This is a genomic window from Arenibaculum pallidiluteum (assembly GCF_017355985.1).
GTDB classification, from domain to species: Bacteria; Pseudomonadota; Alphaproteobacteria; order Azospirillales; family Azospirillaceae; genus Arenibaculum; species Arenibaculum pallidiluteum.
In genome coordinates this window covers 154536-179172 of the sequence record NZ_JAFIQU010000012.1, presented here as the reverse complement: position 1 = coordinate 179172, position 24637 = coordinate 154536, and the positions used below count along the sequence as shown (strand labels likewise).

The following is a 24637-nucleotide window of genomic DNA, read 5'->3' as shown; positions in this document are numbered from 1 at the left end:
GCCGACCTCGTGAGCCAGGAGGTCGCGGACAAGGTCGGCAAGTGCTGGGGCCTGGGCTCCGACACGCCCAAGGACCCCGGCCCCTGGGAAGGGGAGCTGCGCAACATGTGGAAGCCGACCCAGCAGGAGGCGCTGTGGTTCCATGGCGGCAACCTATCGCAGTCGCGCTTCTACTCGCACTTCCTGGCGCTGCAGCTCAAGGCGCGCATGGAGGGCATCCCGACGCCGGTCTACAAGCTCCAACCGGTATATCACAAGGCCTGACCCTGGCGGCGGCGACACTGCCCAGGACCGGCTTCCGCCAGCGCGCCAGCCAGGTCGGCCGAAGGCTCCCGTCAGGGTGCCGACCGGTTCAGGACCAGCGCCCCTCGTGCGCGGGCTTCGTCATCGGTGCACATCTCACCGACATGGCCCGCCAGGCGCCGAGGGCAGGCCTTGGCGAGCGCATCCAAGGACGCGAGCCCGGGAACACGCGGATGATGCACGCAGACGGCCCCGGCCGGGTCCCACCCAGCCTCGAAGCTCAAAGTCGGGGAGCCACCGGATACCTGTATTCCAAGCGGATCGTAGACATCGACAAGCGTGCCGTCGAGGGTCCTGGAGACGCCGTCGCCACAGTAGTCGGCCATGATCATGCGCACACACGCCGCATGGAGCGGCGCCAGAGAATTCCCGTCTGGTCCGGCCTTCCAGGGCTTGTAGCCGAGGCGCACGCATTTGCCTACGGCGCCGCCGGTGCAGGTGAGGGCGAACTCGCCGGCCAGGGCCTTGCCCTCGCTCCCATGGGACGGGCCGATCGGAAAACCCAGGGCGATCCCGTCCGGTCCCGGAGCGCACAGGTTGCGCCAGCCGCCGTCCGGGTTCCGCACCGACAGCCCGTAGAGGATCGTCTCGCTCTCCGGGTCTGCGGGATCGACCTGGACGCTGTCGATGCGGATACCCATCTCCGCGCCAGCGGGATCCCGCAGGGAGATAACCATTCCGACGAGTGCCGCTCCTGATATCTCGCGGCCACCAAGGGATACTCGCAGCTCGGTCCCGATAACGGCGACTTGGGCGGTGACATGGACGTTGCCATCGTCACCGCCATGACCCGCCGTCGCGCCCGAGAGCATCAGGACAGCGACCGCCAACCCCACGGGTGCCTGAGAGCCCCGGAGCCAACCCTTGGACGGCACCCCCGCTTCCATCGGAGCTCCGCATCAGTGCGCGGGCCTGATGGTCTGGACCCGCAGCCTGCCGAGGTCGGGAGCGCCATCGCGCTCCGAAAAGGCCGGACCCTCGCCTCGATCCCCGCTGCCGTTGAGGCTCGCGCCATTCAGGCTCGTACCGTTGAGATTTGCCCCATTGAGGCTTTCGCCGTTCAGGTTCGTCCCGTTGAAGCTGACTCCGTTGAGATTCTCGCCATTATAGCTCAAGCCGTTGAAGCTCGTTCCGTTAACGCTGATGCCGTTGAGGCTCAGGCCCGCCAAGGCGCCATGGCTCACGGTGAGGAATGTTACAATCGTAACATAGAATACGCTGCTTTTCTCCATAGACATTTGACCCTCCCATTTCATTGATTCTCGGAAAGCACAACAAATACTCCAACACCCGCCAATATTACTGCGATATATTTGTTTCATGCAAGTTCATGCAGGCGACTGAGGGTGTGCCTGACCCTGCTGGCGTCGAAGAGCTTCGTAATCGTCGACACACCGGTTCTCGACGATACGGCCATCGGCGACCCGCATGACGTCCGCGGACAGATAGTCGATCCGCTGCCCGGTGCCGTGGGTGCCGTCGCGACTGCCGAGAAAGCGGTCCGTGACCTACAGATGGCCGACCGTCCGATCGCTCCGATCTGCTGGCGAACATGCACCCGGCCATTGGGAAGGCTCGCGGAAGCGGCGCTGCGCCGCCGGCGAGCCGCTCGGCTCCGGCGCGCGTCCGGCACCGGACGGCGGTCGGCATAGGCGGGAGAGACCATCTCCTCGAACAAGGCTTCGCTGCCGTTGTCCAGAAGCCCAAATAGCGCTGTGTCAGCGCCGCGATCCCTTCCAAAATCCGAGGAGGGGCCTCCTCTTGATCGATCAAGAGGAGGCCGCCCGACCGGGTGCCGGCTTTCGCCGCTGCGTGTTACCGTCTTGCGGATAGCAGGAAAGGGAGGTTGGCGTGCGCTACCATATCGCGGCAAGCGGCCAGATGGGCGTTGTCGGCCTGAAGCGCGATACGATCGCGGGTGCCCTCAAGAAAGCTCGCGAGCTTCGTGGCGAAGGCATCTACAGCGACGTACGTATTGTGGACAGCGACACCGGGGCTGAAGTGGATGAGGCGCAATCCGGCGACGCTCGCTCGCCAGCGGGCGACCGAACTCCGGACGTGCCGGGTCAGGGCTGAACGCGTAGTTCCATTTCAACCTGCCGGGGGGCGGCACGCCTGTCCGGCCGACGTGCCACGGGGTGACGGCACCGGTCAGGTCGCCCTGAGAGAGCAGCTCGTCCGCATGGACGAAACTGGGTGTGTCCCCATGCCCTTGGATCAGCATCCCCGACGGCCTCGGACATCGGAGCGGGCTATCGTTTGGGAGAGAACGCATTCGCGACCTTGATCCGCCGTCGAAACGGGGATTCATCCTGGAAGCGGTATGGAGCGGCAGAGGCGCGCAGCGGTTGAGCTGACATCCGGCGTCGGATTGCAATCCGTCGCGGCTGTGGCTGCGGCCGCGTGCCGGGCCGGTACCGGGAAGGAGAGCCGTCAAATGAGACTGACTTCATTCCTGCCCTGCCTGACATGCGCCGGGCTCATGCTGTCATCCGCCGCCCATGCCCAGGACAGGCCGGCCGCGCAGGCGCCCGACCGGTGGAAGATCATCCATGCCGGGACATTGCTCGCCCTGCCCGGCTCGCCAGCTCGGCAGAACGCCAGCATCATCGTCAGGAACGACAGAATCCACGAAGTGCGCGACGGGTTCGTCGAGGCCGGCGCGATGTCGGGAACGACAGGGAGCGCCGTCACGGTCGTCGACCTGTCGAAGCACTTCGTCCTGCCCGGCCTCATCGACAGCCACGTCCATATCACCGACGAGCGGTCGCCCACGACGCAGCTCGACCGGGTGACCAAGACGGGGGAGGCTATGGCCCTGGAGGGCACTCTCTACGCCCGGCGCACCCTGGAGGCGGGCTTCACGACCGTCCGCGACCTCGGCTCGCGCGGGAATCCCTCCCTCGCCCTGCGCGATGCGATCCGCAAGGGGCAGGTTCCGGGCCCTCGCATCGTGGCCGCGGGCCAGTCGATCTCCGCAACCGGCGGTCATTCCGACGTCAACGGCTATGCGCCCGACATCTTCCCCGAACTCGGGGAGAACATCTGCAACGGCGCCGATCAATGCCGCCACGCCGCGCGCCTGCAGGTGAAGCGTGGGGCGGACGTCATCAAGATCACGGCCACGGGCGGCGTGCTCAGCAACGTCGCGGCGGGCACAGGTCTTCAGATGTTCGAGGACGAGCTGAAGGCTATCGTGGACGCATCGCATGCGTTGGGCCGCAGGGTTGCGGCGCACGCCCATGGAGCCGATGGAGTGAACGCGGCCCTGCGGGCCGGCGTCGATTCGATCGAGCACGGCACCTATCTCGACGACGAGTCGATCGCGCTCTTCAAGAAGTCCGGAGCCTGGTTGGTCCCCACGGTCCTGGCGGGCGAGACCGTCACCGTGATGGCGGAACAGGAGGGCTTCTTCCCACCGGCGGTGCGGGACAAGGCGCGGGCCGTGGGGCCCCAGATGATCAACATGCTGCGCCGCGCCTACCAGGGCGGCGTGAAGATCGCCTTCGGCACGGACACCGGCGTCAGCCGGCACGGCCAGAATGCCAAGGAGTTCGCGCTGATGACGAGGGCCGGAATTCCGGCCGAGGTCGCGATCCGGATGGCGACGGTCGATGCGGCTGATCTCCTGGGCCTTTCCGGCCAGATCGGCACGATCGAGCCGGGCAAGGCCGCTGACGTCGTCGCCGTGACTGGAAATCCGACCGAGGACATCACTGAGCTGGAGCGGGTTGCGTTCGTGATGAAGGACGGCAACGTCCACAAGGGCCCCGAGCCCCTTGTGTCGGCAGGGGCCGCCACGCCGACCCCCTGATCGGACCGGGGGCGTCGCGCCCCACCGCGACGGGGCCGCGACGACCGGACCAAGGGGCCGTGGCGAGGCCGCCGCTCTCCGGCCCCTCGCCCGCCTCGCCGTCGGACGGCGACGGCGGGGCATCAAGCCGCACCTCGATGGCTTCCAAGCCCTCGCCCACGCCCTCGAAGATGGGAGCCCGGAGCTTCCCGTCAGGTGTCCGGCGGCGCATTGAATGGAGGCTCGTCCTTCAGCCGAAGGACCAGCCGGCCGAGGAGCGTGGCTTGCGCCTTCGCACTACCGGCTCGTCTGACAACATCCTCCTGGGGCTGGCCGTAATCCTTCCACGCCGCGGCCTCGCCCGAATCCTCACACGGCAATGATCTCCATGAGCCGGCTGCGGTCGTTGGCATTGGCAGCGGACCCGCTGAACACGACCCTTCCCCGCTCGATGGCATAGAAGCGGTTCGTCACCTCGAGCGCGCGATGCACGTTCTGCTCGACCAGAAGGATCAGCAGACCCTGGTCGCGCAGCGCCGTGATGATCTGGAAGATCTCGTCCACGATCATCGGCGCGAGGCCTTCGGTCGGCTCGTCGATCAGCAGGATGCGCGGCTTGCCCACCATGACGCGGGCCATGGCCAGCATCTGCTGCTCGCCGCCCGAAAGCGTCGTGCCCATCTGATGCCGCCTTTCCCTCAGACGGGGAAAGCTCTCGAAGACCCGGTCGAGCGCCGCGCGCTGCTCGGCCCGGGAGCGCCCAGGGGACTGGAGCAGGCCGAGCTCCAGATTCTCCTGCACGGAAAGTCCCGGGAAGATCCGGCGGTCCTCCGGAACGATCCCGAGCCCGAGGCGACAGATGCGGTCGGCCGGCTGGCCGCCGATCTCCGTCTCGGCGAACCGGACCGTGCCGGCCGTCGGCTTCACCCATCCCGCGATGGTCTTCACGATGGTGGTCTTGCCGACGCCGTTGCGGCCGAACAGGCTGACGACCTCGCCGGCATTCCCGACGAGATCGACGCCCTGCAGGACGTGGCTGAGCCCGTAATGGGCGTGCAGGTTCGTGACGTTCAACATGGTTCTCACGCGTGTCCGAAATAGGCCGCCTGGACGGCCGGGTCGGCGCGCACGGCGGCGGGGGTGCCCTCGGCAAGCTTGCGGCCCTGATGCATGACCACGACATGGTCCGACAGGGTCATCACCAGGCCGATGTCATGCTCGATCAGGAGAACGGTCATTTCGCCGGCCAGCCGGCGGATCATCTCGGCAGTTTCCGCCGTGTCGCCATGGCTCATGCCCTGGGTCGGCTCGTCGAGGAGCAGCACCCGCGGATAGCCCGCGAGGGCCACCGCGATCTCCAGCCGCCGCTGCTCGCCATGAGACAGGCTGCCGGCCAGCTCGTGCGCCTTGCCCGAGAGGCCGAAGCTCTCCAGCAGCTCGTCCGCCCGGCGAAGCGCGCGCGGGCTTCGTGCCACCGGCAGAAGGGACCGCAGCGGCGGCTCCAGGATCTGGGCGGCCAAGCGCAGGTTCTCGATCACCGAGAGCTCGAAGAACAGGTTGGTGATCTGGAACGAGCGGGCGAGCCCGGCGGCCAGCATCCGGAACGGCGGGCGGCCGGTCACGTCGACGCCTTCCAGCCTTACCATCCCGGCCGTCGGGCGGATGGCCCCGCTGATGAGATTGAACAGCGAGCTCTTTCCCGCGCCGTTGGGTCCGATAACCGAGGTGATGCGCCCGGGGGCCGCGTCGAAGCTGATGCTGTTGACCGCGACCAGGGCGCCGAAATTGACGGTCAGGTCGTGGACGGACAGGGCGGCGGCGCTCATCGGGGGGTCTCCGACCCGGTCAGGCGGTGCTGGAGCCACGGCCGTATCGCGCCGATCAGCCCCTTGGGCAGGAGGATGACGGACAGCATGAAGAGGACCCCGATCACGATCAGGTGGTGCTCGGTCCAGGTGCCGACGACCGAGCGGAGCGCCGTCAGCAGCACGCTGCCGAGGATGGGCCCGATCAGGGTCCCGACGCCGCCGACGATCACGGTGATGACAGCGTTTCCGGAGGTATGGAAGAACATCAGCTCCGGCGAGACGAAACCGCGCAGCATCGGGTAGAGGGCACCCGTCAGCGCCGCCACGTTGGCGGCCAGAACGTAGGCCAGCATGCGGTAGACCAGCGGGTTGGATCCCAGGAACGGCACGCGCCTGTCATTGGCGCGGATCGCGGTCAGGGTCCGACCGAACGGGGTGTCCATCAGATAGGCGATGCCGGCATAGAGCAGCAGGACGAAGGCCAGCACGAAGAGGAAGAACGCCGCTGGGTTCGCCGCCTCGACCGTGAAGAGACCGAGCGGGATGGTGATCTCCGGCACGCCGATCAGGCCGTCCGAGGCACCGAGCTCGCGCGTGTTGTAGACGACCTTGGCCACCACCTGGGCCAAGCCGAAGGTGATGAGCGCGAAATAGACGCCCTTCACCCGGTTCGCGATGAACCCGCCAAGCGTGCCGGCCAGCGTCGCGAGGACCAGCGTCATTCCCATGGCGAGCCAGAAGGAGGGCCCAATGTCGCGCAGGACGACCGCCGAGGTATAGGCGCCGAGCCCGAAATAGAGCGCCTGGCCGAGCGATAGCAGCCCCGTGTAGCCCAGCAGGATGTCCACGCTCATGGCCAGGCCCGCGAAGATCAGGGCCTCGGTGGCGAGCCTGAGATAGAAGGTGTCCCCGGCCGCCCAGGCGATCACGCCGAAGGCGATGGCGAGCAGGAGGAAGACGAGCGCCAGGAGGTGCACGGCATTGCGCACGGCTCCCCCGCCGCGGGTGGCCAGCCGGCCCGAGAGCATGACGTCACGCATTGCCGAGCTTCCCGAAAAGGCCCTGCGGCCGCACCATCAGGACCATGACCATGATCCCGAACACCAGCGGGTCCGACCACACGGGAGAGATGTAGAGGCTCGAGATCGCCTGCACCTGGGTCAGCAGCACGCCCGCGACCACCGCCCCCTGGATGGACCCCATCCCTCCGACGATGACCACCGTGAAGGCCATCAGGATGAAGTCCCGCCCCATGGTCGGGAAGACCGAGTAGATCGGGGCGAGCAGCACCCCCGAGAGCCCCGCCAGTGCCACCCCGAAGGCGAAGGTGCCGGAATAGACGAGGCGCACCGGCACCCCCAGGGAAGAGGCCATGTCCTTGTCCCAGGCAGCCGCCCGCACCATGGCGCCGAGGCGGGAGCGGAACACGACGAGCCACACGGCCAGGATCAGGGCGGCGCCGAAGACGATCAGGAACAGCCGGTAGTTCGGCAGGAAGATCCCGAGGATCTCGGTCCCGCCGCCGATCGGCGTCGGGGGCTTCTGCGTGTTGGGGCCGTAGACGAGCTTTAGGACGTCCTCGAGCACCATGCCGAACCCGAAGGTCAGCAGCAGCGTGAGGATATGGCGCTCGCGGCTGTGGAAGACGCGCTGGATCAGGACCTGCTCCGTCAGCCAGCCGATCGGCACCATCATCAGCGGGACCACTGCCAGCATCACCCAGAAGTCGAAGCCGAGCGCGCCGACGCTGAGCGCGAGGAAGGCTCCGATGGCATAGAACTCGCCATGCGCCATGTTGATGACGTCGAGCAGGCCGAAGATGATCGTCAGCCCCAGCGCCATCAGGATCACGGCAACCCCGAGCGAGAGGCCGTTCAGCATCTGGGGCGCCAGGACGAACTGGAAGTAGTCGAGAAACTCGGGCATCGGCCCCTCCGGGGTGAAGGCTCCCCTCCGGTCCCCGGACGGGACCGAGGGGAGCGGCACCTGCCTCAGAACTTCGTGCAGAGATCCTGTCCGATGGCGGCCTCGCCGGGGACCGTGCCGACGATGCGGAACTTCCCGTCCGTGACCTGCACCGCGTACATCTCCTGCACCGCCTGGTGATCGCCGCCGCGCATGGTCTTGGTGCCCTGCGGCGTCTGCCACTGGATGCCGCGCATCGCATCGCGCAGGGCGGCCGTGGCGGTAGTGCCCGCCTTCTCGACCGCGGCCTTGTAGAAGTGGATCAGGCCGAAGCTGTCGGCGCCGTACAGGTCCGGATCCGTCTTGTAGGCGGCGCGGAAGGCGTCGACGAAGGCCTTGTTCTCGGGCGTGCCGATCTCGGGCGAGTAGCCGACACCGGTGACGAAGCCCTCGGCCGCCTTGCCGATGGCGCCGATGTTCTGGGAGGTCACCGTGCCCGAGGCGCCGACGACGGTCAGGTTGCGCAGCAGCCCGTATTCCTCGAGCTGCGTCAGCAGGCGGACCGTGTCGTTGCCGGCCACGGAGGTGTAGATCACGGCCGGCCGCGACGCCCGGAGCTGGCCGAAATACTGGGTGTAGTCCTTGCTGTCGAGCGGGGCGAACACCTCGCCGGCATCGGACGCGCCCTTGTCGGTCGCGGCCTGCTTGAAGGCCGCGACGGTCGAACGGCCCATCTCGTAGTCGGGGCCCAGGAAGAAGACCTTGCTCTTCGGCTTCTCCTTGTTCAGCCACTCGGCCAGCGCCGCCGATTGCTGCCCGGCGCGGGCGTTCACCCGGAATACGTTGGGCGAGCATTTGTCGGTTGTGATCGAATCCGCGAAGGAGACGGTGGTCGCCAGCAGCCGGTCGTTCCGCTCCGCGACCTGCCCGACGGCCAGGGTGGAGCCGGAATTGACGGTCCCCGTCAGGAAGTCGACCTTGGCGACCTGGAACAGCTTCTCGGCCTTCTGCACGGCGACGGCCGGGTTGGCTTCCTCGTCCTCGAACAGCAGCTCCACCGGGCGCCCGGCGATGCCGCCCTTGTCGTTGACCTGCTTTGCAGCCAGCTCCAGGCCCCAGCGGACCTGCTGGCCGATCGGGGCGTAGGTGCCCGACAGCGGCGTCACGACGCCGATGCGGATCGGATCGGCGGCAAGCGCCGTCCCGGCCGAGGTCAGGAGCAGGGCGGCGGCCAGTGCAGATGTCTTCTTGGTCATTGTTTCCTCCCGCATGGTGTTGGTTCAGCGACCGACGAAGGACGGCTTGCGCTTCTCGTGGAAGGAGGCGACGCCTTCCCTGAAGTCCTCGGACGTCCGAAGGCGGCCGTAGGCCTGGCCCTCGATCTCGATGGCGCCCTGCACGGAGGTGTGCTGGCCGCGGTTCAGCACGGTCTTGATCGTGCGCTGGGCGAGCGGCGAGAAGCCGCGCAGCTCGTCCGCCAGGGCCGCGACCGTCTTCTCCAGATCGGCATCGGCCACGCATTCGGTGACGAAGCCCCACTCCGCGGCCTGGCGGCCGGGAACGCGCCGGGCGCGCATCACCATGTCCTTGGTCCGGGCGATGCCGATCATGTGCAGCAGCCGTGCCGACCCGCCGGAGCCGGGGATCATGCCGATGCGCATCTCGGGCAGGGCGAAGAAAGCGGTCTCGGAGGCGATGCGGAAGTCGCAGGCCAGCGACAGCTCGAAGCCGACGCCGAAGCAGTAGCCGCGGATCTGCGCGATCACCGGCTTGCGGCAGCGCTCGGGGGCCGCGATGTTGACGGCCAGCTCCGAGACATGCTCGGGCGAGGCCTCCATGAACCCCGCGATGTTGCCGCCCGAGGAGAAGTTCTCGCCTTCGGCGCGCAGCACGATCACGCGCACGCGGTCGTCGCGATCCAGGGCTTCGAAGACGGCGCGGAACTGGTCGCGCTGACGCATGGAGACGATGTTGAGCGGCGGGCGGTCCAGCACGATGTCCGCGCGCTCCCTGGCGGCATCGAACTCGACGCGGAAACCGTCGGGCTCCCGCAGGAGCGGGCTGTCGTCGGTGAACTCGTATGCGGGCATGGATCGGGACCTCTGCTTAGACGGCGTCGTGCCGTTCGTGGTGGAATTCGCCGGCCTGCAGCTTGCGGCGCAGGATCTTGCCGACCGGCGATTTGGGAATGGCGTCGAGGAAGACGTATTCGCGGGGGCGCTTGAAGTTCGCGAGCCCCGATCTCCGGCAGTGGCCGTCCAGGTCGGCCTCGCTCACGCCGGCCGTGCGCTTGACGAAGGCGACGACCTTCTGGCCCCAGCGCTCGTCGGGAAGGCCGGCCACGGCGACTTCGAGCACGCCCGCATGCAGCGAGAGCACGCTCTCGATCTCCACCGGCGAGACGTTCTCGCCGCCGGTGATGATCATGTCGTCGACGCGGCCGGAGACGAAGAGATCGCCATCCGCGTCGAAGAACCCGGTATCGCCGGTGAAGTACCAGCCGTCGTGCAGCGCCTTGGCGTCGGCGTCGGGGCGGTTCAGGTAACCCTCGAACGCCTCGTCGCCCGCGAGATCGGCGATGATCTGACCTTCCTCCCCTGGCGCCGCCAGCGCGTCCGGATCCGTGGAGCCCAGCTTCACGACGCGGATGCGCTGGTTCAGCGCGGCCCTGCCGGCCGATCCCGGCTTGGCCGGGGCGTTCTGGTTGATGGTGAAGGTGTAGACCTCGGACGAGCCGTAATGGTTCACGAAGAGCTGCGGCGAGAAGGCGGCGGCAAGGCGCTGCAGCAGACCGTCGGTCATCGGCGCGCCGGCGAAGCCCAGCTTGCGCACCGAGGAGACGTCGGTCCGCGCGAAACGCGGGTTCGCCAGCAGGTCGTGGTAGAGCGTCGGGACCAGGTAGAGGCAGGTCAGCCTCTCCTGCTCGATCAGCGCCAGGGCGTCCGTCGTGTCGAAGCGCGGCTGGCAGACGAAGGTCCCGTCGACCAGCGCCATCGAGAGCAGCGAGCGCACGCCCATGGTGTGGTAGAGCGGCATGACGCCCAGCGTCCGCTCGCCGAGGGCGTAGCAGTTCTGGGCCACATGGGCCACGGCCGCGGCCCGCTCGGTTCGGTGGCGGCGCGGAACGCCCTTGGGCCTTCCGGTGGTCCCCGAGGTGTAGAGCAGCAGCGACAGGCTCTCCGCACTCGCGCGGGAGACGGGTGCCGCCGCGGGGCCGGCCAGCAGGGCCTCGACGGCCAGGACCCCGCCCGCGGCCCCCTTCGCCGAGATCCGCAGCAGCGCCTGCGCGACCCTCGACTCCGCCACCGCCTCGGACGAGACGTCCTGGAAGAAGATCAGGGCGGCGCCGGCATCCGGCAGGCAGTAGTCGAGCTCTTCCGCCTTGATGCGCCAGTTGAAGGGGGCGACCGTCAATCCGGCGAGCTGGCAGGCCCAGTGGATGGTCGCCATCTCCCAGGTGTTCTGAAGGGCCGTGGCGACGGTATCGCCGGGCTTCAGGCCGAGGCTGTCGAAGGCGCCGACCAGGCGGCGGACTTTCTCGGACCATTGCCGGTAGGTCAGGCGAACCGGGCCGTCGACCAGGGCCAGCGCCTCCGGGCTGCGCTCGACGGTGGCGAGGAAGCTCCGGCCGAGGTCAAACATCCGCCACCTCCGTCGACGCCCCGGTCACGTCCATCACGGCCCGGACGATTCCGGCATAGCCGGTGCAGCGGCACAGGTGCCCGCTGAGCATGTCGCGCAGTTCTCCCTCGGTGGGTCTGGGGACGCGCTCCAGGTAGTCGGAGAGCGACATCAGGATGCCGGCGGTGCAGAAGCCGCATTGCAGGGCGTGGTGGCGGCGGAAGGCTTCCTGGAGGGCCGTCATGCGGCCCTCCGGGGCAAGCCCTTCCACGGTATCCACGCGCCGCCCGTCCGCCTGCACGGCCAGGGTCAGGCAGGTGCGCTGGGCCACGCCGTCGATGCGCACCGTGCAGGCGCCGCAGACGCCGTGCTCGCAGCCCACGCGCGTTCCATGCGCCCCCAGCTCGTGCCTGAGGAAATCGCTCAGGAGCATGCGCGGGTGCGCGTGTCCGGTCCGTGACCGGCCGTTCAGCGTGATCGTCACGGGGTGACGCGTGTCGGCGTTCATTATCGGCAAGAAAGAGCCTCCTCGATCACGGCCCTGCCGACGCCGCGGACGAGCGTCCGGCGGTACGCGGCCGTGGCATGCTGGTCGTCGTCGCCGCCGAGATCCCAGGCGAAGGCGTTCAGCGCCTCGTCCATTGCGGCACCGAAAAGGAAGGGCCAGTCGCGGGCGGTCGGGCGGTCCGCGACGCCACCGACGGCAAGGCGCAGGACATGGGCGTCGGCCACCGCGGCGCAGGCCGTGATGGCGAAGTCGCCATGGCGCATCGCGACCTCGCGGAATGCGTATCCGGTGCCGGACCCGCGCAGCGGGAAGCGCACGGCCTCGATGATCTCGTCCGCCGCCTTCACGGTGGTCAGCGGTCCCAGGAAGAAGGATTCGGCCGGAACGGCGCGGCGTGCCCGGGCCGAACGCAGCAGCACCTGCCCCCGCAGGGCCACGAGGCACAGCGGAATTTCGGCGCTCGGGTCGGCATGGGCGACGGAACCGCACACGGTCCCGCGGTTGCGCGTCTGGAAATGGCCGACCCAGGGCAGCGCCGCCGCAAGCAGCGGCACCTCCTCCGCCAGTGTGGAACGCGCCATCAGCTCCGACTGGGTCACGGCGGCCCCGACCTCGAGCCAGCCGTCGCGGCTGTCCAGCCTGCGCAGCTCCTCCAGGCGCGACAGGTCGACCAGCAGCCGCGGCTGGACGAGGCGCATGTTGAGCATGGGCATCAGCGACTGGCCGCCCGCGACGACGCGGGCGTCCTCGCCGCCCCGGGCGAGCGCAGCCAGGGCCTCCGCGACGCTGGCCGGGCGCAGATAGTCGAAGGCCGCGGGCTTCATCGGCGGATCCCCAGGAGCCGGAGCAGCCTGTCCAGCAGCCCAGGCTGCCCCCTTGGCCGCCCCGCCGGCGTGGCGGGACCGCCGGCGCGGCCGATCAGCCTGTCGAAGAACTGTCCGATCAGCAGGCGCGCGGCGCTGTCGAGCATGCGACCGCCGACCGCGGCCACCTTGCCCCCCACCTCGGCCGTGTAGGCGTAGTGGACGAGCGTCCCCTCTGCCGTGCGCTCCAGCCTCACCCGGCCGGTGCCTCTCCCGGTGCCGAGCGCGCTGGACCCGCTGCCGGTCAGGGTCAGCGCGTTGGGCGGGTCGAGGTCGGAAAGCGCGACCTCGGCGGTGTAGCGCCCACGCACGGGTCCGATGCCGACGACGACCTCCGCCCGATAGGTGTTCGGGCCGGCAAGCTGCAATGCCTCGCAGCCCGGAAGCAGCGCCGCCAGCTCCTTCGGATCGAGCAGGATCGCCCAGACCTGCTCCGGCGGGACGGGGACGGCCCGGCTGCCCTCCCCCTTCATGCCGCGGCCGTCGGGCGTCGTGGCTGGCAGGGCCGAAACCCGAGGGGCCTGGACCGCGGCCCCTGCCGGCCGCGGCGGTTCCGCGCCGTGGATCACGGCGGCGACCCTGGACGGGGTCAGCGGCAGCGACACGGTGTCGACGCCCAGGGCGTCCGCGACCGCGTTGGCGATGCAGACGGGCGTGCTCATGTTGTTGCCTTCGCCCGCCCCCTTGGCGCCCAACGGCGTCACGGGCGAGGGGCTTTCCCGGTGCAGGATCACCGGGACGGGCACCTCCACCGCGGTCGGAACGAGATAGTCGGCGAAGGTCCCCGACAGGAAGCGCCCGTCCGCGCCATAGGCGTATTCCTCGTAGAGCGCGACGCCGACCGCCTGCGAGAAGCCGCCGAGGATCTGCCCCTCCATCAGCAGCGGGTTCAGGATCCGCCCGGCATCGTGCATCGTGACGTAGCGGTCGATGCGGACCTGCCCGGTGACGCGATCGACCTCCACCCCGCAGAAGTCGAAGATGAAGCCGTAGCAGGCGGAGCTGTTGATGTGATCGCCGTCGGTCGGCGCCTTCAGCGGCTCCGGCGTCCAGAAGACGGTCTCCCTGAGGGCCGCCTCCTGCCCGTCGGGCAGCGTGCCCGGAGCCCAGTGCCCGGCCGCGGCCAGGCGCGAGAAGGACAGGGCGTTCTCCGGATTGCCGGCGGCGAAGACCTTGCCGCCAGCGAAGCGGATCTCGCCGGCCGGGGCGTTGAGCTGCCCGGCTGCGAGCCGCGCCAGCCTGTCCCGCAGCTTCGTCGCGGCGAGATGCGCGGTTCCCGCGACCGCGCCGGCGAAGCGGCTCGAATAGTTCCCGGCGGCGATCGACCACGCGTCCTTGGCCGTGTCGAAATCGGTGACGACGCGGATGTCCTCGAACCTCAGCCCCAGGACGTCGGCGACCACCTGCGCCAGGACGGTGCGGTGCCCCTGGCCCTGCGGCACCGAGGCGACCGAGACGGACACGCCTCCGGTCGGGTCGACGGCCACGGTGGCGCTGGCCTGGGCACCGTTCTTCGGACCGGCCTTGCGCCGCTCCTCGGCGGTCAGGACCGTGGTGATGTACCCCATGTTCGAGATCGAGGGCTCGACGACCGCGGCATAGCCGATGCCGTAGAGCCGCCCCTCGGCGCGCGCGGCGTCGCGCCGGGCCCTCAGGGCGGCAAGCCCGCCGCGCTCCACCGCCTCCTCGAGCGTGGCCGGGAAGTCGCCGGAATCCAGCAACCCGCCCGAGGCGGTCGTGTAGGGCATTGCCGAGGCCGGGACGAGGTTCCGCCGGATGACGTCCAGCGGATCGAGCCCGAGCGTCCGGGCGATGCGGTCCATCAGCCGCTCCAGCCCGAAATAGAGCTGTCCGCCGCCGAAGCCGCGGTTCAGACCGCTTGGCGTCTTGTTGGTGACGGCGATTCGGTTCACGACCGCGAGATGCGGGATGCAGTAGGCGCCCGTGAGGTTGCCGTGGTTCCGATAGAGCGAGGCCGGTTCGGGCGCGCGCAGATAGGCGCCGCAATCCTCGGTTTGCCGGAGGCTCAGGGCCAGCACCTTGCCGTCCGGCGCGACCGCGGCCTCCAGGTCCACGCGGCGCCCGGTGGCGGAGGTGGCGGCCATCAGGTGCTCCAGCCGGTCCTCGACCCATTTGACCGGCCGGCCGGCGGCGCGGGCGCAGACGCCCATGAGCACGATGTAGGGGAAGACGGCCTGCTTGTTGCCGAAGCTGCCCCCGGAATGCGGCGGGCTCCTGAGCCGCAGCCTGGAGCCCGGCACGTTCAGGGCCCGCGCCATCACGGGGTGCACCGCGAAGGGGCCGGAGAAGTTGGACAGGACCTCGTAGGAATCCTCGGCCGGGTCATAGTCGGCCAGCACCACGAAGCACTCCATGGGCGTGCAGGAGTTGCGCGGGTAATGGACCGTCAGGGCAACCCGATGCTCCGCGGCGGCAAGAACCCGCCCGGGCTCGCCATAGGTGAAGCTGCGCGTGTTGACGATGTTCGATCCGACGGTCGGGTGCAGGAGCTCCGATGCGGGATCGGCCGCCTGCTCCACGCTCATTACCGCCGCGAGAGGGCGGTAGCGCACCGCGACGCGGTCCAGCGCGTCCTCGGCCAGGTAGCGGTCCTCGGCCAGGACCACGGCCACCGGCTCGCCCAGGTAGCGGACACGGTCCACGGCGAGACACCAGTGCTCCATCGGAGCCTTCACGCCGACCAGGAAGGGGCTGGCGAAGCGACGCGCCTCGGCGCCGGTCACGACCGCGGCGACGCCGGGGAGAGCCAGCGCCGCCGAAGGATCGATGCCCAGCAGCTCGGCATGGGCGTGGGGGGAGCGCAGTATGGCGGCGTGCAGCGTCCCGGGCTTCACGGGAAGATCGTCGCCGTAGCGCCCGGCCCCGGTCAGAAGGGCAGCGTCCTCGATCCGCGGGATCGGCTGCCCGACCAGCGGCCCCCGGTCGCCGGCATGCGCGGCTGAATGCCCGGCTGCGCGGTCCCTGTCCCGGGCTGTCTCCTGAGCGGCCTTCAGCGCTGTCATTCGCCCTCCTCCAGAACGGGAAGGCTAGCGCTGCATCCGCGGATTCCGCTTACCGGGGAGTTCCGGGATTTACCCTACAGTCTCATTTTTCCGTTCTGCGGACGGTCACTGAAGCGAACCGGTCGGGTGGGAAGCGATCAGGTTGACGACGCGGCGGTATTCCGTCGGCGTCACGCCCTGGTTGTTCCGGAAGAAGCGCGTGAAATGGCTCGGCGCCGGGAAGCCCAGCCGGGAGGCGATCTCGCTCACGCTCTCGGACCCGTTCGCCATCGCGTCGATGGCGCTCTCCATCCGCAGGACGTTGAAGTACAGGGCCGGCGTGATCTGCACCGTCCGCTGGAACAGCCGGAACAGATGGGCCCGCGACAGGCCGGCCGCCATGGCGACGCGGTCGATGTTGAACTCCTCGCCCTCGACCAGCGTCTGGCGCATGAAGCGGACGGCGCTTCGGACCCGGAAGTCGCTGGCCGGCAGGCTGGCCAGGCTGCGGGAGCCGCGCAGGCTGCGCCATTCTGAGAAATGGTCGATGATCGCGATCATCAGATCCATCAGGGACTGCTCGTGCCGCTCCGCTGCGGCATCGTCGAACAGCAGCTCCTCCGCCATGCGGTTCGCGAGGCGACGGATCCCGGGCGTGAGCTGGCAGCAGGGCTGCGGAAAGAATCCGGGGCTGGCGCAGGCCGTGAAATCCCGCTGCATGTCGGCCAGCCATCGCGGCTCGATATAGAGCGCCAGGATCACCGTGCCGGGGGCGCCCTGCTGGTGCGCATAGGAATGCGGCTCCCAGGTGTTGACGAGCACGGCTGTATCGTCGCGCAGCGGATGCAGCCGGTTGCGCACGGCGAAGAAGGTGTCGGCCCCCGATGCCTTGATGAGGACATGGCAATGCGGATGAGCGTGATGGATCAGCGCACCATCCATGTCGAGCAGGGCCACACGGCCGAATTGCCCCTGAAAGATCCGCAGGGCCCTGGACATGATCGCCTCCCGATGTCCACGCGATGCGCAAGACGGCTTCGGCCCGGCCGCCCGCATCGTTACATAATCATATAATTGTATGGGCGCACCATTTCGAGAGCCATATGCATCCCGGGGGACGACGGACCTGCCGCATCTCCAGGTCCCCTTGCCCATGGGCGTGCTTGCAGCGGACCCGAAGGTTGAATGGGTGCGCGCTTCCCGGATTGATAAGTTTTTGTGACTCAAGCATAGCACCTTTCGCCAGGCCAGGGACGCCGCCCACCCCGCCGGCTCGCCGCGCGCGGCCGAAATGTTCCCGTGAGCTCTGCCGGTGTCCCTCCCGACAGGCGCCAAGCTTTGGCGCACCTTTCAGTTGATGCGGTCGGCGGGACTCAACCCTTAACTTTGTTTTTACGGGAAGTGCGCAGGCTTCCCGCATTCTCAGGATGGGAGAGGACGCGTGACGTATCTCAAGGAATGGCAGGACGCGAAGAAAGCCTTCGAGACAGCCACGGGGAAGAAGAAGCCCAGCGAGAGTTTCCTCGGTGTCTTCCGGAAGTCGAGCGGCCTCGAAAGCGCATGCAAGGGCCTCGACGATGCCATCAAGAAGCCCACTCTGGACGGTCTCACCAAGGCCCTGATGGCCTTCGACAAGGCGCGCCTGGATTACGTGAAGCTTCTCTCGAAGGCGGATGCCTCGGACAAGGATGGCGACTACGCCAAGGAGATCCAGAAGCTCGAGAACGCCCTGGAAGGCATTCAGAAGAACTATGCGCAGGAGATGCAGGAAGCGCTGCAGCGCGCGCCGCGCCCGCTGCAGGACATTCTCGGCAAGCACTTCCAGGAGCTGACCACCAACGTCCTCGGCACCAAGGCGAGCTGCAAGTGGTTCGCGACCGCGAAGGAGCTCGCGGTTTCGGGGATCGACGGATCGCCGCTCGCCGACGCCGCGAAGGCCCAGAAGGACTTCACGGCCGAGGTGCAGGCCTATGTGAAGGCGGTCAATGACCTGAAGAAGGCCGGGAAGACGCAGCTCGCGACCCGCGAGGGCGTCGCCTTTGCCAGCAAGTCCGCCGACGACATCCTCTCGCACATCTACCCGATCTCGGAAGGTGCCCAGTATCACTTCCGCATGTGGGTCGATGCGCAGGAAACGGCCTTCAAGAAAGCCAACAAGCAGTCCGAGTTCAAGGCGTTCATGGAAAGCGGTCCCCTGGCGGCCAAGTTGAAGGCGGTCGGCGACGACCTGACCAACGAGTCCGTCCGCGTCACCAACGCGCTCGCCGCTGTCGAGAAGCTCGTGCGCTGACACGGGCGATGGAAGGGCCCCGCCCTCCGGGTGGGGCCCCCTCTGCCAGCGACGCAACCGCGAACCCACTGCTGCAACGCGGATAGCGGCTCTGCCGGAGCAGTTGCATCTCCGCCGCGCTCCGGCGACCTTCTTCACGGTGCCCCCATTCCCACCACGCGAGAGCCTGCCGCGCGAGCTCGGCGCAGATCCGCGGCAGGACAGCCGTCGGGGCAGGCCAGCAGCACGACCCCGTGCACGGTTGATCGCGTCCCCCTGCGAGCGCGTTCTCCCACGGGTTCGGGACTCGGCCGAAAGTATCAGTGGAGACGGCGCAAGCGGTCAAAACTAAATACAGTTTGATGACAGGACTTACCTTATAGATCGGATTAGCATAAGAGTCGTATCGAGACTCGGCGTCCGGCTCCATCGGCATGGGCGCGTCGCCAATGGAGGGGAGATCGCCGATGCCCGTGGATCCGATGTTCGAACCCGCGACGGCGCAGAAGCTGATACGTGCCGCGAAGGACCAAGCCGTCTCGTTCGCCTTCGGCCTCGGGGGCGAGCCCGACAAGCACCTGCTCGCCGTCGACAAGAAGAAGGACGGAAAGGCGCTTTTCGCCCTCCTGAAGAAGGAGAACGGCGCGACGAAGGGCAGCTGGGGTACCGTGCTGTTCAAGGACGGTTCCGCTGTCTTCTCATGCGAGAAGGACGGGATCACGGGCCTGGGCAAGCTGCTCGAAGTACACTTCAAGCGCGCCAAGATCACCCTGTCGGTTGAGATCGCCGATGGTGCAACGGCCGAGGAAGGCAGCACTGAGGCTGAGGCCCGCGCGCGGGGATCCCGGCAGGCGCCCACGGACGTTGACGACGCCGACGACGAGACGGAGGTCGACGACGATCTCCCCGATAATCGCCTGTTCGACCCCGTGATCGTCAAGGCGCTCGTGAAGAAGGCCCGCAAGGTACCCGTGGGCTTCGCCTTCGGCATCGACCGGGAGCGAAGCCTGTTCGTCCTGCACGCCAAGAAGGCGGGCATGGCCTTGGCCAAGCTCACCAAGGCCGAGGGGGCCGCCAAGGGAAGCTGGGGCGTCCTGCAGGTCGAGGGCAAAGAGGCGGTTTTCGAGTGCGAGAAGGCGCCGATCTCGGGCCTCAAGAAGCGTCTGAAGGCCTGGTTCAAGGAGAACGGCCTCGCCTATACGATCCGGGTCACAGGCCCGGACGGCGATTTTGACGATCCCGATGACGTGGAGACCGTCGCGGAGGCCGCGGACCAGAGGTCCTCGCAGTCGCCGCCGGTCGCCGAGGAACTCGAGCGGCTGAAAGCCCGAATCGCCGACATGATGCCGAGCCTACGCACCATCGGCACGACGGTTCCGGCGCGGACGGATGCGATCAAGGCGTTGCTGGCCGAGTTCAGGACGGTCCTGGCGGCGTCGGACGCTGCGCGGGCGCGCGAGATCGTCTTCGAACTGGCGGTGCTCGCGCGTCCGGTGGCCGGCGCCTCTGAAGAGATCCGCTCGGGCACCGTGGAGTTCGCCAAGATCCGCCTGGACTGGCAGTCCGCGAAGAAGGCGGTGGAGGCCGAATTGGCCGATCTCCGCGACGCCATGGAGACCGACGGCGATGACGAGGAGGCGGCGGTGATCGCGACGGCCGTCCGCAAGCTGGATGGGGTGCTGGCCCGCTTCAACGAGGGCCTTGCCGACACTATCGACGCCATGACCAACGCGACCGACGCGGCCGGTCGCTCGGACCTGCAGCGCAAGGCCGGCGACATCGCACGGTCCTACCTCTCCTACATCGGTTCCGACCCGATCATCCGCCATCTCGAGACCAACCCGTACCAGCCGCTGAAGATCGCCGACACGCTTCGCGCGCCGCTGTCGGCACTGACCGACAAGCTGATGGCGACGGCCTGAGCCGAAGAGACGAGGAATCCGGACCATGGCACGCCCCAACTACGTCTTCCCCTTCACCGAGGCCCAGTGGAAGGAGATCCACGACCCCGCGCACCCGAAGGCGGCTGCAATCGCCGCTTCGCTGCAGGACCCCATGATCCGCGAGGACGCGGCCGCGCGGAAGATCGAGATCGACTATTACTTCGGCGACTTCCTGAACCTCCACCGCGACTTCCGCTCCGCGCTCAAGCTGGTGACGAACAAGACCGAGTGGCTTGAGCTCTACGGCACGGAAGCTTTCCGGCGCGAGGAGGAAGAGCGGATCGAGGCGTCCCGCGACGCGTTGCGCGATGTCGACCCGCCCCTGCGGGATCCGAACGCGAACCTGGCCCTGCCGCACGACTGCGAGGCCGAGGCGGGCGTACAGAACATCCTGCTGGACAATGACGGCGTCTGCCTGGGCCACGCGCACGACCAGGCGAATGCCTATGGGGCGCTGACCAGCATCATCGACAACGCCGCCGCCAATTTCGGCCCGGGCGGCGGCATGGTCTTCGTCGAGGAGCTGCCGGCCTATCTGCAGGACGAGATCGACGCGTACCTGGCGTCCAATCCCGAAGCCGCATGGCTCCCCACGACCCAGGCCTTCTTCGACACGGTGGCGCGGGCTCGCGGCCTGAAGGACGACCAGCGGCTCGATGCCATGCTGAAGAAGGCCCGCGAGAAGAACATCAAGGTCTATTCCATCGACTCCGGTGCCTGCTCGCCCTCAATCGGCGGATCCGCCTCCTTCGGCGAGATGCGGACCGCGAACATGAACGCCTTCGGCAAGGAGGTCATGGACAAGGCGATCCGCGACAATCCCGACCGGAAGTTCGTGGTGTTCTGTGGCGCAGCCCATTCCAACACCCACGAGGGCGGCATCCCGGGCTTCTCCCAGATCTACGACATCCCGGCCGTGGCGATGCGGAACGACGGGACGATTGAGCCCGACAACGAGGACCGCTCGTTGCGCGGCATGCCGTCCAAGGAGGAGCAGGTCTTCATCGACCGCTTCCTGGCCGAGTTCGACCGCAAGGCGAAAAAGAACGAGATTCCTCGGGACGAGTTCCCGGACGGCGACGAGCTCAAGAAGCTGGCTGTCGCGATGGCCGGGAAGATGAAGGCCGAGGGGAAGCTGCCGGATTTCTCGTCCATCGAGAACCTGAGGAAGGACCCGTCGCCCCAGGCGCAGGAGCAGTACCGGACCCGCAAGGCCGAGCTGACCGCACAGGCCAAGGGCGTGGCAGACTCCGTGCCGAGCGGCCGGAACCAGCGCGCCGAGGCGGCCAAGGAGGCGATCCGCAACGGCGACGTCGACAGGCTCCGAGACCTGATCGAGCTCGACCCCGATATCGTCCTCGTTCGCAGCAAGGACCCCAAGAAGGCCGGCGAGAACCTGTTGGCCACGGCCACGGCATCGGGCGCCCGCAACGCGGCGAATCTCGTGCGCGAGCAGATGCTGGCCCAGATCGAGCAGAGGATCACGTTGGGCAAAGGCGTCCCGGAGGAGGACCTGGCCGAGGCGGTCCTCGTCAAGGCCGAGCAGAAGGTCTGGGAGGGCGTCGGCGGCACCGGGGGCGACCAGGGCCTCGAGGTGAACCCGAAGAAGCACAAGGAACTGGTGGCGAAACTCGCCGCCGACATCAAGGCGCTGCCAAAGGACAAGAAGACCGACCCGGCCCGTATCGTCGATCAGCTCAGCACCACCTTGGCCTCCGATCCCAGGAACGGCTTCTTCAAGAAGAAGCCGGCATTCCTGCGCAAGGCTGATCCCGACCATGTCAGCATCGACCGGAAGAAGGCTGCCAAGGCCTGGATGCGCGCACTGGCAGCACTATGACACGGAGGCGGTGCGCGTCCGGTCACTGGATCCTCATACCGGCGAGCGGATGAAGTGACCCGGCTTGAGAGTTCGATAGCGATCGGCTGCTGATCGGCGGGGATCGCCCGGGCCGGGTGGCGCGCCGTATGAAGATGTCCCGCCAGAAGGTCCGCCCGGAGCACCCGGAGCGCGATCTTTCGGCGCAGGCGCGCTTCAGGACGGGGGGCTCCGCGCGGCCAGCGCCCCCCCCCCGGCCGCTGTCGCTGCCACTGCCGCTGCCACCGCCGCTGCCACCGCCGCTGCCACCGCCGCTGCCACCGCCGCTGCCACCGCCGCTGCCAGCGGGCCTACATCTTCACGGCCGGGCGTCGGGCCATCGGCGAAGACGTCACCCTCGTGCTGCCGAGCGTCAACGCCGGTCTCATGCACCTCTTCCTGGCGCGGTCAGCGGCCGGCCTGCCGCAGGACGACCACGCCGTGCTGCCGCTCGACGGCGCTCGTTGGCGCGACCCGCGGGCACTGCACGTCCCGGCAAGCCTCACCTTGGTGCCGCTGCCGGCCTATAGCCCGGAGATCGACCCCGTTGAACGCGTCCGGGCCGCCACGGGCCCGCTGCCTTTCCGGCGGCAGGGCGGGTGCATAGACCTTCACCAGAGGGCCCATTTTCACGGCATGGTCCGTCGGACAACTGAGCCGGAGGCGCCCGGAAATCTGTCATTATCTGCTGGCACAGGTCTTGCTAGCCGACGGAGCCCTGTGGCTGCGGCGCCGGACGTTCATTCTGCGGCCTCAGGCGCTTCGGCTTCGAAGGAGTTGTTGACAAGGTCGATTTTCGAACGGACTGTAATGTAGCGCTGGGCAATGAAGCCCCCGAAGGCGCCCTAAGCCGATCCACATCCTTACTAGGCAATGCTGCCTGCGGCAATTTTGCTGCGCGGATGCGTATTCGTGTTGGGGTGCCTGTAAATGCGTCGCGAACCCTATCGAATTGGCGTTCTCTTCTCGACGACGGGGTCCTATTCCGTCGTTTCGCGCTCCATGCTCAACGGTGCGCTGCTTGCCTTCGAGGAGAGCGCCGAGCTTTGGGACGGCTACCGGATCGAGCCGGTGGTAGCGGATCCGCAGGGCGACAACAGGCTCTATGCCGAGTACGTGAACGGCTTCCTCGATGAAGGCATCCGCCACGTCGTCGGCTGCTATACCTCGTCCAGCCGCAAGGAAGTCATCCCCCATTTCGAGAAGCGCGACGCGCTGCTCTGGTATCCGTCCCATTACGAGGGATTCGAGAGCTCCAGCAACGTCGTCTATACCGGCGCCGCGCCAAACCAGCACATCCTGCCGCTGATCGACTACTGCTTCTCGCGCTTCGGCAAGCGCGTCTTCTGCGTGGGCTCGAACTACATCTGGGCCTGGGAGAACAACCGGATCATGCGCGAGGGAGCGCTCGGCTGCGGCGGCGCCGTGCTCGCCGAGCGCTACTATCCCGTGGGCGAGACCGACTTCGCCAAGGTGATCGACGAGATCCTGATCAGCCGGCCCGACTTCGTCTTCAACACCGTCATCGGGACCAGCGCCTACACCTTCTTCCGGGAGTTTCGGGCCGCCTGCAAGGCCCGTGGGATCCGTCAGCCCGCGGAGATCCCGGTGGCGAGCTGCAGCCTGTCGGAGCCCGAGCTGCGCGAGATCGGCGAAGGCGCCCTCGACGGTCATATCAGCTCCAGCGTGTACTTCTCCACGATCAAGACCGCGCAGAACGCCCAGTTCATCGCGCGCTACGCCGACGCCTTCCCCGACGGGCCGGCCGCATCGGCGGATGCCGAAGCCTCCTACGTGGCGGTGAAGCTTCTGGTCATGGCGCTGGCCCGTGCAGGAAGCGATGCGTCCGACGCGGTCAAGGCGGCCCTTGCGGGATGCGGCATCGATGCCCCGCAGGGCCACGTGCGCATCGATCCCGAGAACTGGCATGCCTGGCTGACGCCGCGCATCGGCCTTTCTAACGCCCGCGGCGAGTTCGACGTGGTCTTCGAGGCGACGGAGACGGTCGCACCCGATCCGTACCTCGTGAACACGGCACCCCGCTACGCCAGCGATTCGAAACCCCGGAACCTGAGGGTCGTGTGATGCCGCCACTTCGCCTCGTCCAGAACTTCCGTGGCTTCCGTGCGCATCTTGCGACCTCGGACCTGCGCCAGGTCGAGAACCTGGAGGCCTCGCTCGCACGGCTGGGACTGACCGTCGCCCATGTCGACCCGCTGCAGGGCGACAGGACGCCCGACATGGCCTCGCTCAGGCACGACCGCGACGTGCTGTTCATCGACGGCGATCTGGAGCCGCAGCCCTGGGCCGCGCCGGATCCCATCGGGACGCTGCTGCAAGCGCCCGTGATCGGCCTAGTCGGCGTCGAGGCGCCCAGCCGGCTGAAGGCGCTGCTGTCCGTGGGGGCGACAGCGTTCCTGCGCAAGCCCGTGCACGGATCCACGGTCTATTCCGCGCTCTTCATGGGCGTGAACGAGTTCCTGCGGCGGCGCCACCTCGAGATCCGCCTGCAGGAGCACGAGCGGCGGCGCTGGGGCCGGCGCTTCGTCATCAGGGCCGTGATGATCCTCACCCGGGACGGCGCCATGGACGAGGATCGGGCCTACGAGACCCTGCGGCGCGAGAGCATGAAGCAACGGCTCAGCCTCGAGGACTACTGCGAGCGCTTCGTCGGTGGAGGCGCAAGCATCCCGTCGGCGGAGACGGGCGGGCTGCCGCCCGGGCGGGCCGCCCAATCCAAATGACTGGAAGCAATCCAAATCGA

General features: G+C 67.9%; 21 protein-coding genes and 1 pseudogene. 8 read left to right on the top strand and 14 right to left on the bottom strand.

Going from position 1 to position 24637, the window contains the following annotated elements; all coding sequences use genetic code 11:
* Window positions 1-264, top strand: a 264-nt coding sequence (locus JUB13_RS21575) for a hypothetical protein (protein WP_456237119.1), incomplete at its 5' end; no start/stop codon positions are given.
* A 71-nt stretch (window positions 265-335) separates the two neighbouring features.
* Here the strand turns inward: JUB13_RS21575 and JUB13_RS21570 are convergent.
* The 3 genes and pseudogenes from JUB13_RS21570 to JUB13_RS32240 all read right to left on the bottom strand — a co-directional run.
* Window positions 336-1190: an ADYC domain-containing protein gene (locus JUB13_RS21570; protein WP_207482502.1), complete on the bottom strand. Its 855-nt coding sequence runs from the start codon at window positions 1188-1190 to the stop codon at window positions 336-338.
* A gap of 12 nt (window positions 1191-1202) precedes the next feature.
* A complete protein-coding gene (locus tag JUB13_RS21565) occupies window positions 1203-1535 on the bottom strand; it encodes a pentapeptide repeat-containing protein (RefSeq protein WP_207482500.1) in 333 nt (110 codons plus the stop codon).
* A gap of 96 nt (window positions 1536-1631) precedes the next feature.
* Window positions 1632-1784 (bottom strand): annotated as a pseudogene (locus JUB13_RS32240) (ester cyclase); the annotation flags it as partial.
* Between the two features lie 370 nt (window positions 1785-2154).
* Between JUB13_RS32240 and JUB13_RS21555 the strand changes: the two are divergent.
* Together JUB13_RS21555 and JUB13_RS21550 are read left to right on the top strand one after the other, a co-directional pair.
* Window positions 2155-2379, top strand: coding sequence for a hypothetical protein (locus JUB13_RS21555; protein WP_207482498.1), 225 nt, complete (start codon window positions 2155-2157; stop codon window positions 2377-2379).
* A 361-nt stretch (window positions 2380-2740) separates the two neighbouring features.
* Window positions 2741-4117, top strand: a complete 1377-nt coding sequence (locus tag JUB13_RS21550; protein ID WP_207482496.1) for a metal-dependent hydrolase family protein — start codon at window positions 2741-2743, stop codon at window positions 4115-4117.
* A gap of 348 nt (window positions 4118-4465) precedes the next feature.
* Here the strand turns inward: JUB13_RS21550 and JUB13_RS21545 are convergent, their stop codons facing one another.
* The 11 genes from JUB13_RS21545 to JUB13_RS21495 form a co-directional block, all read right to left on the bottom strand.
* A complete protein-coding gene (locus tag JUB13_RS21545; protein ID WP_207482494.1) occupies window positions 4466-5173 on the bottom strand; it encodes an ABC transporter ATP-binding protein in 708 nt (235 codons plus the stop codon).
* Window positions 5174-5178: 5 nt separating this feature from the next.
* Window positions 5179-5922, bottom strand: a complete 744-nt coding sequence (locus tag JUB13_RS21540; RefSeq protein WP_207482517.1) for an ABC transporter ATP-binding protein — start codon at window positions 5920-5922, stop codon at window positions 5179-5181.
* Window positions 5919-6944, bottom strand: a complete 1026-nt coding sequence (locus JUB13_RS21535) for a branched-chain amino acid ABC transporter permease (protein ID WP_207482492.1) — start codon at window positions 6942-6944, stop codon at window positions 5919-5921. The genes JUB13_RS21540 and JUB13_RS21535 overlap by 4 nt, the downstream gene beginning before the upstream one ends.
* A complete protein-coding gene (locus tag JUB13_RS21530; protein ID WP_207482490.1) occupies window positions 6937-7830 on the bottom strand; it encodes a branched-chain amino acid ABC transporter permease in 894 nt (297 codons plus the stop codon). The genes JUB13_RS21535 and JUB13_RS21530 overlap by 8 nt, the downstream gene beginning before the upstream one ends.
* A gap of 65 nt (window positions 7831-7895) precedes the next feature.
* Window positions 7896-9065 carry an ABC transporter substrate-binding protein gene (locus JUB13_RS21525; protein WP_207482488.1) on the bottom strand — a complete coding sequence of 390 codons (1170 nt, stop codon included), beginning with the start codon at window positions 9063-9065 and terminating at the stop codon, window positions 7896-7898.
* Between the two features lie 24 nt (window positions 9066-9089).
* Window positions 9090-9899, bottom strand: coding sequence for an enoyl-CoA hydratase/isomerase family protein (locus JUB13_RS21520; protein WP_207482486.1), 810 nt, complete (start codon window positions 9897-9899; stop codon window positions 9090-9092).
* Between the two features lie 16 nt (window positions 9900-9915).
* Window positions 9916-11451: an AMP-binding protein gene (locus JUB13_RS21515; protein WP_207482484.1), complete on the bottom strand. Its 1536-nt coding sequence runs from the start codon at window positions 11449-11451 to the stop codon at window positions 9916-9918.
* The gene (locus JUB13_RS21510; RefSeq protein WP_207482515.1) at window positions 11444-11938 is read right to left on the bottom strand and encodes a (2Fe-2S)-binding protein; all 495 of its coding nucleotides are present in this window, start codon (window positions 11936-11938) and stop codon (window positions 11444-11446) included. Before JUB13_RS21510 ends, JUB13_RS21515 begins: the two co-directional genes overlap by 8 nt.
* The gene (locus tag JUB13_RS21505) at window positions 11938-12762 is read right to left on the bottom strand and encodes an FAD binding domain-containing protein (RefSeq protein ID WP_207482481.1); all 825 of its coding nucleotides are present in this window, start codon (window positions 12760-12762) and stop codon (window positions 11938-11940) included. Before JUB13_RS21505 ends, JUB13_RS21510 begins: the two co-directional genes overlap by 1 nt.
* Window positions 12759-15824, bottom strand: a complete 3066-nt coding sequence (locus tag JUB13_RS21500; RefSeq protein WP_207482479.1) for a xanthine dehydrogenase family protein molybdopterin-binding subunit — start codon at window positions 15822-15824, stop codon at window positions 12759-12761. The genes JUB13_RS21505 and JUB13_RS21500 overlap by 4 nt, the downstream gene beginning before the upstream one ends.
* A 105-nt stretch (window positions 15825-15929) precedes the next feature.
* Window positions 15930-16802: a helix-turn-helix transcriptional regulator gene (locus JUB13_RS21495; protein ID WP_207482477.1), complete on the bottom strand. Its 873-nt coding sequence runs from the start codon at window positions 16800-16802 to the stop codon at window positions 15930-15932.
* A 442-nt stretch (window positions 16803-17244) separates the two neighbouring features.
* On the opposite strand from JUB13_RS21495, the gene JUB13_RS21490 reads away from it, so the two are divergent.
* The 5 genes from JUB13_RS21490 (at window position 17245) to JUB13_RS21470 (ending at window position 24617) form a co-directional block, all read left to right on the top strand.
* Window positions 17245-18093, top strand: a complete 849-nt coding sequence (locus JUB13_RS21490) for a hypothetical protein (RefSeq protein WP_207482475.1) — start codon at window positions 17245-17247, stop codon at window positions 18091-18093.
* Between the two features lie 446 nt (window positions 18094-18539).
* On the top strand, window positions 18540-19994 hold the full coding sequence (locus JUB13_RS21485) for a hypothetical protein (protein ID WP_207482473.1): 1455 nt from the start codon (window positions 18540-18542) through the stop codon (window positions 19992-19994).
* Between the two features lie 25 nt (window positions 19995-20019).
* Window positions 20020-21855, top strand: coding sequence for a TraB/GumN family protein (locus JUB13_RS21480; protein WP_207482471.1), 1836 nt, complete (start codon window positions 20020-20022; stop codon window positions 21853-21855).
* A gap of 948 nt (window positions 21856-22803) precedes the next feature.
* On the top strand, window positions 22804-23958 hold the full coding sequence (locus JUB13_RS21475) for a transporter substrate-binding domain-containing protein (protein ID WP_207482469.1): 1155 nt from the start codon (window positions 22804-22806) through the stop codon (window positions 23956-23958).
* Entirely contained in the window at window positions 23958-24617 is a 660-nt protein-coding gene (locus JUB13_RS21470) for an ANTAR domain-containing response regulator (protein ID WP_207482467.1), read from the top strand. Before JUB13_RS21475 ends, JUB13_RS21470 begins: the two co-directional genes overlap by 1 nt.
* The last annotated feature ends 20 nt before the right edge of the window (window positions 24618-24637 follow it).

Coding starts and splice junctions, on each gene's coding strand:
- JUB13_RS21500 (WP_207482479.1), bottom strand. CDS start 15,824: ATGACAGCGCTGAAGGCCGCTCAGGAGACAGCCCGGGACAGGGACCGC.
- JUB13_RS21505 (WP_207482481.1), bottom strand. CDS start 12,762: ATGAAGCCCGCGGCCTTCGACTATCTGCGCCCGGCCAGCGTCGCGGAG.
- JUB13_RS21565 (WP_207482500.1), bottom strand. CDS start 1,535: ATGGAGAAAAGCAGCGTATTCTATGTTACGATTGTAACATTCCTCACC.
- JUB13_RS21530 (WP_207482490.1), bottom strand. CDS start 7,830: ATGCCCGAGTTTCTCGACTACTTCCAGTTCGTCCTGGCGCCCCAGATG.
- JUB13_RS21480 (WP_207482471.1), top strand. CDS start 20,020: ATGGCACGCCCCAACTACGTCTTCCCCTTCACCGAGGCCCAGTGGAAG.
- JUB13_RS21470 (WP_207482467.1), top strand. CDS start 23,958: ATGCCGCCACTTCGCCTCGTCCAGAACTTCCGTGGCTTCCGTGCGCAT.
- JUB13_RS21520 (WP_207482486.1), bottom strand. CDS start 9,899: ATGCCCGCATACGAGTTCACCGACGACAGCCCGCTCCTGCGGGAGCCC.
- JUB13_RS21510 (WP_207482515.1), bottom strand. CDS start 11,938: ATGAACGCCGACACGCGTCACCCCGTGACGATCACGCTGAACGGCCGG.
- JUB13_RS21545 (WP_207482494.1), bottom strand. CDS start 5,173: ATGTTGAACGTCACGAACCTGCACGCCCATTACGGGCTCAGCCACGTC.
- JUB13_RS21525 (WP_207482488.1), bottom strand. CDS start 9,065: ATGACCAAGAAGACATCTGCACTGGCCGCCGCCCTGCTCCTGACCTCG.
- JUB13_RS21535 (WP_207482492.1), bottom strand. CDS start 6,944: ATGCGTGACGTCATGCTCTCGGGCCGGCTGGCCACCCGCGGCGGGGGA.
- JUB13_RS21550 (WP_207482496.1), top strand. CDS start 2,741: ATGAGACTGACTTCATTCCTGCCCTGCCTGACATGCGCCGGGCTCATG.
- JUB13_RS21540 (WP_207482517.1), bottom strand. CDS start 5,922: ATGAGCGCCGCCGCCCTGTCCGTCCACGACCTGACCGTCAATTTCGGC.
- JUB13_RS21515 (WP_207482484.1), bottom strand. CDS start 11,451: ATGTTTGACCTCGGCCGGAGCTTCCTCGCCACCGTCGAGCGCAGCCCG.
- JUB13_RS21475 (WP_207482469.1), top strand. CDS start 22,804: ATGCGTCGCGAACCCTATCGAATTGGCGTTCTCTTCTCGACGACGGGG.
- JUB13_RS21495 (WP_207482477.1), bottom strand. CDS start 16,802: ATGTCCAGGGCCCTGCGGATCTTTCAGGGGCAATTCGGCCGTGTGGCC.
- JUB13_RS21570 (WP_207482502.1), bottom strand. CDS start 1,190: ATGGAAGCGGGGGTGCCGTCCAAGGGTTGGCTCCGGGGCTCTCAGGCA.
- JUB13_RS21485 (WP_207482473.1), top strand. CDS start 18,540: ATGCCCGTGGATCCGATGTTCGAACCCGCGACGGCGCAGAAGCTGATA.